This window comes from Rummeliibacillus sp. BSL5 (genome assembly GCF_052928305.1).
This window is the reverse complement of sequence record NZ_JAVGCV010000003.1, coordinates 125,602-138,497: the sequence shown is the minus strand read 5'-3', so window position 1 is coordinate 138,497 and position 12,896 is coordinate 125,602. Positions and strand designations below refer to the sequence as shown.

The 12,896-nt window shown below is 35.5% G+C and carries 12 protein-coding genes; 9 read left to right on the top strand and 3 right to left on the bottom strand.

Features of this window, described 5'->3' with window-relative positions; translation table 11 throughout:
* The first annotated feature begins 48 nt into the window (after positions 1-48).
* Both RCJ93_RS12335 and RCJ93_RS12330 read left to right on the top strand, forming a co-directional pair.
* On the top strand, positions 49-729 hold the full coding sequence (locus RCJ93_RS12335; protein WP_446739145.1) for a response regulator transcription factor: 681 nt from the start codon (positions 49-51) through the stop codon (positions 727-729).
* A 14-nt stretch (positions 730-743) separates the two neighbouring features.
* Positions 744-1,793, top strand: a complete 1,050-nt coding sequence (locus tag RCJ93_RS12330; protein WP_446739144.1) for a sensor histidine kinase — start codon at positions 744-746, stop codon at positions 1,791-1,793.
* Positions 1,794-2,013: 220 nt separating this feature from the next.
* Here the strand turns inward: RCJ93_RS12330 and RCJ93_RS12325 are convergent, their stop codons facing one another.
* Both RCJ93_RS12325 and RCJ93_RS12320 read right to left on the bottom strand, forming a co-directional pair.
* Entirely contained in the window at positions 2,014-2,793 is a 780-nt protein-coding gene (locus tag RCJ93_RS12325; RefSeq protein WP_446739143.1) for an aminoglycoside phosphotransferase family protein, read from the bottom strand.
* Between the two features lie 56 nt (positions 2,794-2,849).
* Entirely contained in the window at positions 2,850-4,127 is a 1,278-nt protein-coding gene (locus RCJ93_RS12320; protein ID WP_446739142.1) for an MDR family MFS transporter, read from the bottom strand.
* 219 nt (positions 4,128-4,346) lie between these two features.
* On the opposite strand from RCJ93_RS12320, the gene RCJ93_RS12315 reads away from it, so the two are divergent.
* The 3 genes from RCJ93_RS12315 to RCJ93_RS12305 all read left to right on the top strand — a co-directional run bounded on the left by RCJ93_RS12315 (position 4,347) and on the right by RCJ93_RS12305 (position 6,523).
* Positions 4,347-4,475, top strand: a complete 129-nt coding sequence (locus RCJ93_RS12315) for a hypothetical protein (RefSeq protein ID WP_446739141.1) — start codon at positions 4,347-4,349, stop codon at positions 4,473-4,475.
* Positions 4,476-4,684: 209 nt separating this feature from the next.
* A complete protein-coding gene (locus tag RCJ93_RS12310; RefSeq protein ID WP_150285289.1) occupies positions 4,685-5,152 on the top strand; it encodes a DUF2306 domain-containing protein in 468 nt (155 codons plus the stop codon).
* Between the two features lie 498 nt (positions 5,153-5,650).
* Positions 5,651-6,523 carry a YitT family protein gene (locus tag RCJ93_RS12305; protein ID WP_066789928.1) on the top strand — a complete coding sequence of 291 codons (873 nt, stop codon included), beginning with the start codon at positions 5,651-5,653 and terminating at the stop codon, positions 6,521-6,523.
* A gap of 459 nt (positions 6,524-6,982) precedes the next feature.
* On the opposite strand, the gene RCJ93_RS12300 is transcribed toward RCJ93_RS12305, so the two are convergent.
* On the bottom strand, positions 6,983-7,411 hold the full coding sequence (locus tag RCJ93_RS12300) for a hypothetical protein (protein WP_446739140.1): 429 nt from the start codon (positions 7,409-7,411) through the stop codon (positions 6,983-6,985).
* A gap of 286 nt (positions 7,412-7,697) precedes the next feature.
* Between RCJ93_RS12300 and RCJ93_RS12295 the strand changes: the two genes are divergently transcribed.
* The 4 genes from RCJ93_RS12295 (at position 7,698) to RCJ93_RS12280 (ending at position 12,484) form a co-directional block, all read left to right on the top strand.
* Entirely contained in the window at positions 7,698-9,491 is a 1,794-nt protein-coding gene (locus RCJ93_RS12295; protein ID WP_446739139.1) for a S9 family peptidase, read from the top strand.
* Between the two features lie 191 nt (positions 9,492-9,682).
* On the top strand, positions 9,683-9,883 hold the full coding sequence (locus RCJ93_RS12290; protein ID WP_066789923.1) for a hypothetical protein: 201 nt from the start codon (positions 9,683-9,685) through the stop codon (positions 9,881-9,883).
* 354 nt (positions 9,884-10,237) lie between these two features.
* A complete protein-coding gene (locus tag RCJ93_RS12285; protein WP_446739138.1) occupies positions 10,238-11,968 on the top strand; it encodes a pre-toxin TG domain-containing protein in 1,731 nt (576 codons plus the stop codon).
* 12 nt (positions 11,969-11,980) lie between these two features.
* Positions 11,981-12,484 carry an Imm6 family immunity protein gene (locus tag RCJ93_RS12280; RefSeq protein WP_190323497.1) on the top strand — a complete coding sequence of 168 codons (504 nt, stop codon included), beginning with the start codon at positions 11,981-11,983 and terminating at the stop codon, positions 12,482-12,484.
* The last annotated feature ends 412 nt before the right edge of the window (positions 12,485-12,896 follow it).

Genomic DNA, 12,896 nt, shown 5'->3' with positions numbered 1-12,896 from the left:
ATGTATTAACGGGGGAGTTCTAATTATATATCCAAAGGAATGATCTATATGGCGAAATTATTAATTGTAGATGATGATCCTAATATTCGTGAATTAATACATGTCATCTTAGCAAAGGATGGCTTCTCAATTGAAGAGGCGGCAGATGGAAAAATGGCCCTTTCTATGCTAGAGGAAAATAAAATTGATTTAATCATTCTTGATATCATGATGCCTAATATGGATGGCTGGTCATTCTGTCGGGAAGTCAGACATTATTATACGGACACTTTGCCCATTCTTATGTTAACGGCAAAAGGGGAAACAACTCAAAAAGTAAAAGGCTTTGAACTTGGGGCCGATGATTATTTAGTAAAGCCGTTTGCACCAGCTGAGTTGGCCGCAAGAGTAAAAGCGCTTCTAAAACGCTATCAAATCACCTTATCGAATCAAATTGTGATTGGCAATGTAGTGATAGACCGAGAATTCTATAGGGTATCAGTTGGAGAAGAGAATATCACGTTGCCGTTAAAAGAGTTTGAGTTATTGTTTAAGCTTGCAACGCATCAAAAGAAAACATTCTCTAGAGAACAATTGATTGAAGATATATGGGGGTTTGACTATGAGGGAGATGAAAGGACAGTTGACGTTCATATTAAACGCCTGAGGCAACGATTCTCTTATGAGAACTGCCCGTTTAAAATTACAACAATTCGAGGACTTGGATATCGCTTGGAGGTCGAATCGTGAAGGGGATAGAGATCATGAAACGTATCCTAGGAGTTCTTGCTGTAACAACATTTTTACTCATATGCTGGAGTTTTGCTTATTGGGGCGTAACGTATTTTTTTAAGTGGATACAATTTACTCCGCATGAATTAACTAAACAATTAATCTGTTCACTTGTAGGATTCTTCATCTTTGGCTGCTTAATATCTCTACTACAACATTTGCCTTGGATAAAGAGAAAAAAAGATAAATTTCTCCTCCCCATAATTCAAGCAATGAAAATGATGTCAGAAGGAAACTTTAATATTGATCTTTCTGTTTATAGAGCTCAGTTTCATGAAAATGATGATCATCCTTATTCAAAAATTTTAAAAAGCATGACACATATGGCCGGGAAATTAGGAGAGATGGAGGAAATGCGTCAAGAGTTCATCTCGAATGTATCACATGAAATCCAGTCTCCGTTGACCTCCATTGCTGGTTTTGCTCATGCGTTAAAGAATGATGATTTAAATATAGAAGAGCGAAAGCATTATTTAGAAATTATTGAAATGGAAAGTGTCAGGCTATCCAAATTAAGTGAAAACCTATTAAAGCTCACATCTCTTGAAGCTGAACACGTGCCTTTGGAGCTTAAACCGTATCGATTGGATTATCAATTGCGTCGTATTATTCTTGCAAATGAACCGCAATGGATGGAAAAAGAAATAAATATGGACATTTTCCTTGTCCCTTTAACAGTTACTGCGGATGAAGGTATGCTGGATCAAGTATGGATCAATTTGCTTCATAATAGTATAAAGTTCACACCAGAAAAAGGGACAATTATGATAAAAGCATACCAAGCAGACGGGGAAAGAATGCTTGTAAAAATAAAAGATACAGGGATGGGGATGGATAAAGAAGCAATCATGCATATTTTTGAACGTTTCTATAAAGCGGATAAATCGAGAAATCGAAATATTGGGGGAAATGGTCTTGGACTCTCGATTGTCAAAAAAGTAATTGATTTGCACAATGGTGAAATTCATGTGCATAGTGAACTCGGAAAAGGGACTGAAATTACCGTTATTTTGACACGATAGTTTATGAAAAAAGTAGCTGACTATTTTTTATTAAAAGTCAAAACATAATCAAAATTATAATGAACATTAAATAATGTATTGTGAAAAGGATAGATGAACAGGATTTATACCTTCTATCCTTTTTGTATAACATGACTACAATTACTACTACAAATTAAACTTCCTACTACATACTATTCTACTCACTTACAACGTTAGTTTTAAAAAGTAGCTTTAGTTATTAGAGTAAGTCATTCGAGCTATATCCATCACAAAATTGATTGACAATGCTCATTAGCCGTTTATTTTCTTCAGAAGATACGTTTTCGTCTAACATGGCTCCTGCAATTATTGGCAACCATTGGAGTATTTCGCTTTTGGATATGTTTATATTACAACAATATAAGTGTAAATATAGCTCAGCTAATTCAATGGAATGCTGAGATAATAATAAATAAGTACGACATACGTCTGCACGGATATCCCCAGCACTAGCATCTACCCAATCAATGATACTCACTACATCTTCGTTCATAATTAGATTAAATGGATGCAGATCTCCATGGCATAATCTGGGTTCATACTTTAAAGAGTTTAACCTACTAAATAACACCTTTTTTTGACTTTGATTTAGGGATGGAGCTGATTCAATCTTACGGCTAACTTTTATATCGATACGTTCAATTTCATCTGATTCTACCTTGACTTCATGTATTCTTTTTTGAATATTTACAAGGACATTAATATATTGCTCAGCCTCATTTTGATTTTTTAATAGACGATGCCCTAAGGTTTCACCGTTGATGTATTCCATTATTATTGCCTGTATTCCGTTTATCTTTCTAACCTCTAATACTTTTGGAACATTCAGCCCACGTGAATAGGCAAACTCTTGTTTCTGAGCTTCATATAATGATTCAGTAGGTGGTAGATTTTCTTTGAAAACCTTTACTATTTTATTATTCCATAGATATAGATTGGCAGTATTACCGGTAGCGATCAGATTTCCTTTAAAATTCATACCTTTCCTCCAATCAATCATTTATTAAATTTTGAACTCAGACTCCAAGGGTCCTTCTATGACACACTTCGCTTCACTTTTCCACTCAACTGAAAAGTCAGCAAATACGCGAATGCACCGATGAGGGTAGAAAAAGCCAATAGATTAAAAGTCCATGTGTAGCCAATCCAAGCAGACAGCGGAATAGCAATAGGTGCAAGCGCTCGACCAATCGTGAAGCGAAGGCTGCCTGCCGCAAAGTATTGACCTCTCATATGCTCCGGTGAGATTTTGGCGATAAAGCTATCTTGAATACCTACGACAATTAGTTCCGCAGTTGTGAAAACAAACATGCCTAAAATGATCACCCAAATACTGGCCGTATATCCGAAGATCAGCATAGCAACGCCGTATAAGCAGGAAGACATGATAAATACATTGCGTTCCTTATATTTCGTCATCCATTTTGAAATAAATACGGTAAAGAGGGCAACGAGCAGTCCATTTTCGGCAACAACCCAACCGAATGCCTTCTCTCCTGAAGCTTTAAGGGACCAATCACCGAAAGAAAACAGATTCTGTACTGGAACCATTTCTTTCATATAAACGGCGAGCAATAGATCCATTTGCATAAAAGCTTGCGCTGCGAATATGCCGCCTATGATAAATAACAAAAAGACCTTATCCTTAATAATGACCTGATAATCCTTCAATTGCTCTTTTATCACAGTGAGCCAATTACTAGCTTGCTCATTGGATGTGGATGCCCCTTCTAGAGATGCCGGCGTTGTTTCTCTGATGAATGCATAAATTAAAAAAGCGACAAAAAAGCTGGCTGCGGCACTTGTGATTAAGAGTCCAAATCGATGATCGAAGAAAAAGATGCCGCCTAGTATGGGGCCGATTACCACGGAGATATTGATAGCTGTATAGAAGACAGCGAACACCTCGCTGCGATGCTTTTCAGGAACCACATCGGCTACCATCGCATGGCTGGCCGGCATATAAAAGGAACCGAAGAAACCAAGTATGGAGAAGCAAATAAAGCTGAGCATAGCCGATTGAAGCCATGGTGAATTGGCTAAAGCAAAGGCAATGAAAGCAAGCCCTTGGCCGAACATCGAGATGAACATCATTCTTTTTCGGCCAAATTTATCGGCGCAATAGCCGCCAATCAAATTGGTGAAGACGCCTACAAGCTGAGAGACGATAAGTAAGATGCCTGCGAGCCCTTTTCCCAGTCGGTCTGAAAAATAAATGGCCATATACGGCAAGAACATCCAAAGCAACATGTTAGTTAGAAATTCACCGTAAAGCCGGACCTTCAAATTGCGGTCCCAATCCTTCCATTTCATATGTAATTCCCTCAATTCTATGATGTTTACAAATAGGGATTCCTTTCATTATTTCTATTAATTAAAAATTTTCCCACTTTTAAAAGTTACCATTTCCTTTCCCTACATACAACCGTTTTTGAAGAGGTCAGATTTCTCTACATGCTAAAGAAGGGGAACCCCTTCTTTCTATTATTATCCTTGATACTGTTTTCAGGGTGATGCATAGGAGGATTTCATATGAACTGGGACAACCTAAAGCAATTTGTTAAAATTAGCTTCATAGCTTTCTTACTTACTCTATTCTTATTAAAGTTGAATGTTTATCTTAAATGCCAACGTTATAGTATTGCGAAAAATAAAGAGTAGGGTATGATGTGAGTACTTATTAAGTATGGACACCAAAAACCCAATTCATTATAATTACAAGACAACACTAACACTGTTAGCAATGAAGAGTAGACGCGGAAACGTCTACTCTTTTTTATCACTGTTTTCGTAAATATTGTTCCTTTAAAGAATATTTAACTTTACACTAAAAGGAAATTTAAGATATATGTGTTATAAGTATTGAGGTGATAAAATTGTTTAACATTTTTTTAATAACTCATATACTTACAGGGATGATTTGTTTAATAAGCGGGATATTTGCAATGTCTTCTAAAAAGAAGAGGGGGAAACATTCTGTATCTGGTGAGATATATCACTGGTCTTATGTTCTTGTATTTATAACAGCTTTGATTATGTCGATAATTCATTGGGAAAAAAGCCAATATTTATTCTACATCGCTCTGTTTTCTTATGGGCTTGCTTTATTGGGCTATTTAGCGGTCAAGAAGAAGTGGGAAAATTGGATAGGTGCTCATATTGGAGCAATGCTAGGTTCTTATATAGGTATTGTAACTGCAACTTTAGTAGTTAATATTCCTAGTATACCAGTTTTAAATGAACTGCCTATTTTGTTATTCTGGTTTCTACCTACAATAATAGGAACTCCGCTCATATTTAAAGTAGGTAATAAATACGCTCCAAAAATTAGAAGATAATTGTTAAGTACTCCTTATTAACTAACGCTTAATAGCGGTACCTGCTTCCGCTGTTTCCGTGTATGAAGCCGCACGTAGAACTGCTCCAGAGCAGTATGAATGATTTTATTATTGAATCAGCTTTTAACCCAAAAGGGACAAAATTCACTTTCATTTTTGAGTGATTTTTATCTTTTTATATACTCATTTTCTTGATATGCTCTGGGCAATTGCTTTGACCAGATTGCTGATATATATGCACAGGCCAGGCGTATTGCAAGCAAAGCAGTTATTTGGGATTGTATGGCTGAAGATAGGGAAGAATAGGAGTTCTTTCTAGAAAAGCATTGGGAATTAAAGTGCCTAAAAAACCATTCTAAGGTTCAGAGGAAACGAAGAGAGCATTTTATTTAGAATGCCAAGGGATAACTTCCGTTGCAGTAAACCTATTCATCCTAGTACAAGAATGAGCGTTGTTTAATATGTTATACTTTTAAAAAAACTAGAAGTGAGGAACTTATGGAGACAAGCAAGAAACAAAGGACCAATAAACTAAAAATATTTTTTCGAGGATTATTAGTTATTTTAGGGGGATTTATAGCTGCCTATGGACTAGAAACAGTATTAATTCCAAACCACGTATCAGATGGAGGGGTGACTGGGCTAAGCATCGTGGGTTCTGAGCTTTTTGGACTACCATTGGGAGCTCTCATTGCAATCATAAATATCCCTTTTATTTGGTTGGGTTATAAACAAATCGGAAAAACTTTTGCCCTATTTTCGATTATTGGCATTGTTTCATTATCGTTTGGCACCATCCTATTTCACCATACGCCGGCAATTATTCAAGGGGATACTTTGTTGATTACGGTTGTTGGTGGTATTATTCTTGGTTTTGGGATGGGACTAGCCTTACGTAATGGCGGTGCATTAGATGGAATTGACATGCTTGCCGTACTTCTATCGCGAAAATTACCATTTGGGACAAGTGATTTCATTCTCTTCTTAAACGTGTTTGTATTTATAGTCGTTTCAACCGTATTTGGTTTACAAGGAGCGATTCTTTCGGCTATTGCATACTTTATAGCTTCTAAAGTAGTTCACATTGTGGAGGAAGGTTTGAGTGGTTCTAAAACCTTTAAAATTATCACAAGCCAACCTGAATTAATGGTAGAAACTATACGCGACCGCTTAGGTAGAAGTGCAACGTTTAACGAGGTTTATGGAGGGTTTTCCCACGAAAAATTTAAAGAAATCAGCTGTGTCATTAATCGCTTAGAAGAAACCAAACTAAAGGAAATTATAAATGAAATTGATCCAAAATCTTTTGTTACTGTTTATGAGGTATCAGAAGTGAAGGGCGGTAATTTTAGAAAGAATGATATTCATTAGAAAAAAATTTCTCAACATTACACTTAGACTGTAAAGGGCAGTATCTTTGAATGAATTATTCCATAATTGACGCGATTGTGGACGAATAAGAATAGAAAATGGACAACCTTTCTCGCAAAAAGGGTTCTCTTAATGTAAGGTAAAATCCAGGTCTGCAAGCTGTTTTTAAGATAACTTTATTTTAAAACTACAAAAAAGACAAAATTCACTTTCAGCTACGAGTGAATTTTGTCTTTTTATATTATCATTTTCTTGATATGCCTTGTGCGATAGCCTTTCCTTTTAAATAGCCACACGAAGAACTTGCTGTCCCATGATAAAGTAGCGATCTAATTCGAGTCACCAGATTACCACAATCACATTTACACATAAGGTTTTATCTTCAGTTAATAGAGTCAGATGGCCAATTTTTTGTTGCAACTTTACTCATATTGCTTCATTGTCCAGTATTTAATAACGTTAAACAATTCCGTGTTTTTCTCTTTTGAATTTCCTAAATAACGAAATCTGACAGAAGATAGAACCGATTATGCATTGTAAAATCGTTAAATAATATATTAATGTGGCGATACCTGCTGACTCATAATCAGAAGGATTATCAGGCATGCCATGTTTTAAGGTTATTCCTGTATTTAAAAAGTAAAAAAACAAGCCTACAGCATTCCCTAAAACAATAAAAATTATATTCATCCACCAGAACTGAGCATTTTCTTCTTCAACTTTTATTGAATAATTAATTATAAATAAAATGAGAGGTGTTATTAAAATTAAATCAAATTCTAGACTTTTTAACTCTGCCGAATTTGTTGCTTTAGAAAAGATAAATAATAATAAGTGTAGAACAAATAAGGGTAATACATTCACTAAAAATAATTGTTTTATATACATATCTTTTATCCTTTCTATTTATTTCTTATATTTTCTATTTGAACCTTAGTTAAGGCATTAGATTTTAATATATCATTCGAAGACATTTGCATACAATTAGTAGTCAGTACATTGTATTTTAACTTACTTTTTTAACTAATTGTTTTGCATAACGATATGATGCAGAAAAGTCTCCTTTAATATCTTTTTTCTTAGATTTAAATTTTATAAGGTCATAGTAGTAATGTTTGCTATAATTAAGAATATACTGATTTTTGTGAATAAATAATGAGGAGTGTGTTTAATAATGATTTCTTTTCCGAAACCAGATGTTTCTCAGTTTTTAAGAACGTTTTCGATTGAAGATTTTGCGGTCAGCCCTGATGAAAAGCAGATTGTTTTCAGTACCAACTTGAGTGGAAAGTATAATTTATGGGCGATGGACTTGCCTAATACATTTCCTTATCCTCTGACAACGATTGATCAAAGCTGCCAGGCACTCTTGTATGATAAACAAAGCCAATTCATTATTGCTGGATTTGATTATGACGGGAATGAAAATACCCAATTCTATGGGATCCCGCTCAAAGGCGGGGTAATGAAAGAAATCGTCTATCATGAAAATACGCGTAATTTCCAACCGTTTTTATCTGAAGATGGGAAAAAACTTTATTATACATCATCTAAGGAAAACCCTTCTTACTTGAATTCCTATTGTCTACATTTAGAAACAGGGGAAGAAACAAAGGTTTTAGAAGGGAATGGAGGAGCAACCTATCTGATTAGTCAAAGTCCAGATGAGTCTTCGTTTCTTTATTTGAAAATGTTTGCGAATACGTATATGTTGATGTATGCAAAACGTGGTGATGAGGATATCTTGCTCACGCCTCCAACGGATAAGCAACATACTGTAAGTGATGGCGTGTTTGTATCAGATTCAGTGGTCTATTTGTTGACGGATTATGAAGCGGACTTCACATACCTGGCTTCTTATAATCTAGATACGCACGAATTTAAAAAAATAAAAGAAATAGAAAACGAAGGATTTAACAGCTTGCAATATGATAAGGAACGAAAGCTTTTGTATATTGCTAGCGAAAAAGGTGTAGAAGATCATCTGTATGAATACAATTTGGAAAATGGAGAATGGAATCAGCTCGAGGCTCCTGCTAGTGTCATTGAAAAGCTAGTTGTAGCGAAATCCGGGACATTGTATTTATTAGGAAGAGGTGCCACAAATCCTCGCAATATTTATAAAAAAGTAGAGGACGAGTGGGTATCTTTAACAAACTACACTGTGCCGGGTGTAGAAAAGGATGATATGGTCGAGCCTGACGTGATTACATACCCGTCCTATGATGGGCTTGAAATCGAAGCATTATTTTTCAAGGCGAAAAAAGAAAATGATAATGGTGAAATTATCTTCTGGCCGCATGGCGGGCCGCAAGCATCAGAGCGAAAATTTTTCAGAGCTTCTTTCCAATTCATGCTGAATCAAGGATTTAGTATATTTGCGCCAAACTTCCGCGGTTCTTCGGGTTACGGATTAGAATTCATGAAGATGGTGGAGGGAGATTGGGGTTACGGGCCACGCCTCGATAATGTCGCTGGTTTGGATTGGCTCATCGACAATGGGTATACAGAAAAAGGGAATATATTATTGATGGGCGGAAGCTACGGCGGTTATATGGCATTGCTTTTACATGGACGCCATGCGGACTACTTTAAGGCAGTTGTCGACATTTTTGGTCCCTCCGATTTATTCTCGTTTATTCAATCAGTGCCAGAAGACTGGAAGCCAATTATGGATCAATGGGTAGGGAATCCAGAGAAAGATAGAGAAAAGCTGATTGAATACTCGCCAATCATCTATCTAGACACGATGACCAAGCCGATGCTTGTCATCCAAGGTGCAAACGATCCTCGCGTCGTAAAAGAAGAATCCGATCAAATCGTCAAAGCCTTACAGGAAAAAGGGCGCGATGTGGAATATATGTTGCTAGAGGATGAAGGACACGGATTCTCGAAAAAAGAAAATGAAATTGCCGTATACCAAAAGATTCTCTCGTTCTTTAATCAGTTTATTGGGGTGAAAGTTTAACAATTACAGGTTCAGAGAAGTGCTATAGCACTTCTCTTTTTATGTGAATATTTTCAATAGGTTTAATTAGCTTCATTATGTATTTAACAAATATGCATTTGTATGTTAATTTTTGTATGATGTATAGTACTGTTGATATTATAAATAATAAAGCAGTTATTGAAAGTATACATAGTAGAGGAGTGATTCTATTGAATTTATTATCTAAAAAGTTATTAGGAAACTCTATGTTTGAATGGTTAATATTCATTCTTGTTTTTCCTATCGGTGTGTATATTATATTTATCAAGCATAGTCCTCTCGGCTTTATCTTTTTGGTAGCAGGCACAACCTTAATTGTTCTTTTTGAGGCTGCAGTGAAAAGAAAAAAAGCCAAAAGCAAGATTAATTAAGTAAAACCTAATACATGACCTCTTTAACTTCAGATGGCAAAGTACTTAGTGATCTATTTTTTGCAATGCCTATTTACCAAAAGAAGCAGAAGGAGTAATTAGATATATATCAATAAACTTATGATGCAATTTCAAATACAGGGCTTATTTAGTGGGAGAAAGCGAATGTTTTTATTTTTATTTCATATTTTTAATAACTTTATATTTTTTATTAAAAAAATGAGGTGCTTTGCTTAGGTCCTGTATAACCTATAATGCTCATTGACGCCTATATGCCCCTTTTTTAAAATTAATTTATAAATTTTTTACAATTGAGGAATTAATCTTAATTTGTTTTATAAGGTGGTGTAGCAGGTGAAGATTCTCTATGAAGAGGCCAAGTGGAAGAGTATAGCTTCAGCACTTGAAAAAGTGAATGAAGCGCACAAGTATGACAATAAGTATGAGCATGCAGATGACCTATTTAAGGACTCGAAGAGCGAAATAGCAGACAAAGATATCGATAGAGCCATTTCTTTTAGCCCCCAGACATACCAACCAGAAGCGAAACCCATACGCGAGAAGTACAAAAAATTATATGATTATGCCAAGGGAATTGGTAAAATTATAGATGAAAAAGTAGACGATCCTTTCTATAAAAGCATCGATGAATATATGCAAAAGATGGCTGATATGAATGTTTCTGCGTACACAACAGCGAATACGATTAACGTTCAGACAGGTCCCTTTTATAATAGACATGATAAAAAGGAAATCAAGCTAACAGATCTTTACGAAGCGGACACGGAGTATTCTGATAACCTGAAAGCAGAATATGAGGCGTGGAAACTGCAAAATCCAGATGTCAAAGCTTCGCAAGAGGATTACGAAACAGCCGCTTTAAATAGTGGTGCGTTTGAATATGAAGGAATCCGTGCTGGGCAGGAGAAGAAGGAATTTTGGTTTAATTTAATTGCTACAGGGGTTGTGGTGGGCTTAACTATTGTCTGTCCACCTGCTGGACTCGTGGCAGGCGCTGCCTATACGGCTATTGATGTCGGAGGAGCCATCAAGGGAGAAGATCTCATATCCGGCAGAAAACTCTCTGATAACGAACGACTAGTAAGGGGGGCATTTGCGATTGTGCCGGGAGTTGGCGCAGCTGCGGGAAAAGCCTTATTAAAAAATATGCCAGCTCTTGCGAATGTAATGAAATCAGCCTATAAAACTGTTGAGCATGCAGGGGGATCTGCCTTAAAATCAACATTAAAAAATGCGAGGAATCTAGGGAAAGCCCATGGCGATCAGCTGAAATTCACCCTAAAGCATCCCGTTCTCGCTGTAGTCACATCAAAGACAGGCCAACAAACACTCCGTGAATCCGCCAAATTTATTGACAATGCTCTCCGTCCAATCGAAGTCCGTGCGGTTCAAACAAACGCTGGGAATCTAGTCACTGGTGTAGAGCGAGGACTTCCATCAGGCAAACTCCCTGCGAAAGCGGATGAGTATCTAGCTATCAAACAGGCCGAGAAGGATGGGGTATTGGCTGGTAAGGGTACTGGTAGGGATATAAGTAAAATAGAAATCGGGAGGGCCGATTTAGATGTTCTACGTAAAAAATTAAATGTACCTGAGACACATACAATAGCTGTGGGAAAAACTGATATATCAGAATTAAAAGGCAAGCTTTTTGAGGGGAGTTCAATTAAGGTTCGAAGAGAAGCTGGATTACCCGATTTAGATGTGATAATGCCCAATAGAGATATAAGAGCTCCATATGATGGAAGTAATCCGCGTCATATACAATTTATGAAGCACGCTGAAGAAGGAGTTATTAATGAATTTGATATTGAAATCAAAAAATTAGGCATTGATCCAAATAAGGTAGAAGGAACTCTTGCGATACATCAATCAAATCCAAGAGGTGTTTGCTCGATATGTACTCAAGGAATGACTAATCCAAAAAAAGAAGCAGGAATATTTATGCAGTTGACTAAAAAATATCCCAATTTAACAATTGAAGTAACAACTGAAGTTAAAGAAGGTATAAGGGTATCTGGAAAGGAAAGTTTTATTCTTAAGAATGGAAAATTAATTAATTAAATGAGGGATTTCATGTTAGAAAAATTTGTAAAGTTAGAAGCAGATAAGCAAGTTGCATTTTTATTAGGATTAAGTGAAACAATTGTTGATTTGTTAAATACTTCACCAGCGTATAAGGATATAAGTAAAGCTTTGGAAGTTTGTTGGGGATGGCTTGAAAATAAGGAGTACTCTGGAGATGATATATATTTTTTATTAGACGATGGTACAGAATTTACAGGGTTATTTATGCAAATGCAAGATGAAGATAATGCTTTAAAAGGATTAGTTTGGGGTTGTATTGTAGATGCAATATCTTTTACAAATTGGAGAGCTTATCAGTTTGATAATGAAGAATATTTACCTGCACCCATAGAAAATGTAGACGAAAGTATATTACAACAGTTTCTAGATGGTTTTTATGAGATAAAAACTATAAATATAAGAGTTGTTCAAGAATTCATTAATTATTTAAAGGATATTAATACGTCGCTAAAAAAAGATGATATTCTAAAATTTTTCGAAAAGCAACAATAAATTTTAAAGCACATGATTATCTAAGATAATCATGTGCTTTTTTGCTTTTATTCCTAAGAATTCTTTCTTGTCAGAATCTCATATCTAAAATAAGAGGAATGAAAAAATTTTTACAATTGGTATTAAAGAATATTTAGTTATTTATTACCTAATTTCAAAAAGTATTTAAGTAAATTATCATTGAAATAGAGTGAAAGAATATAATCCTTGTTATTCATTTTTTCTATCTCTCTTCTTGCTCTTTAAATAATCGAAGAAACCTTTACCATAACTTAATTAGGATTATTATATTATGGTGAGATAGTGAAGAAGTAAATATTTGCGGTGAAAATAATTGTGATGGCAAGTTTAGAAACTTAAATTACGGCTTGTTGTATAAGGGATTACAGTATAAAAATTGTCTATTCTCGAA

Coding starts and splice junctions, on each gene's coding strand:
- RCJ93_RS12335 (WP_446739145.1), top strand. CDS start 49: ATGGCGAAATTATTAATTGTAGATGATGATCCTAATATTCGTGAATTA.
- RCJ93_RS12330 (WP_446739144.1), top strand. CDS start 744: ATGAAACGTATCCTAGGAGTTCTTGCTGTAACAACATTTTTACTCATA.
- RCJ93_RS12325 (WP_446739143.1), bottom strand. CDS start 2,793: ATGAATTTTAAAGGAAATCTGATCGCTACCGGTAATACTGCCAATCTA.
- RCJ93_RS12320 (WP_446739142.1), bottom strand. CDS start 4,127: ATGAAATGGAAGGATTGGGACCGCAATTTGAAGGTCCGGCTTTACGGT.
- RCJ93_RS12315 (WP_446739141.1), top strand. CDS start 4,347: ATGAACTGGGACAACCTAAAGCAATTTGTTAAAATTAGCTTCATAGCT.
- RCJ93_RS12305 (WP_066789928.1), top strand. CDS start 5,651: ATGGAGACAAGCAAGAAACAAAGGACCAATAAACTAAAAATATTTTTT.
- RCJ93_RS12300 (WP_446739140.1), bottom strand. CDS start 7,411: ATGTATATAAAACAATTATTTTTAGTGAATGTATTACCCTTATTTGTT.
- RCJ93_RS12295 (WP_446739139.1), top strand. CDS start 7,698: ATGATTTCTTTTCCGAAACCAGATGTTTCTCAGTTTTTAAGAACGTTT.
- RCJ93_RS12280 (WP_190323497.1), top strand. CDS start 11,981: ATGTTAGAAAAATTTGTAAAGTTAGAAGCAGATAAGCAAGTTGCATTT.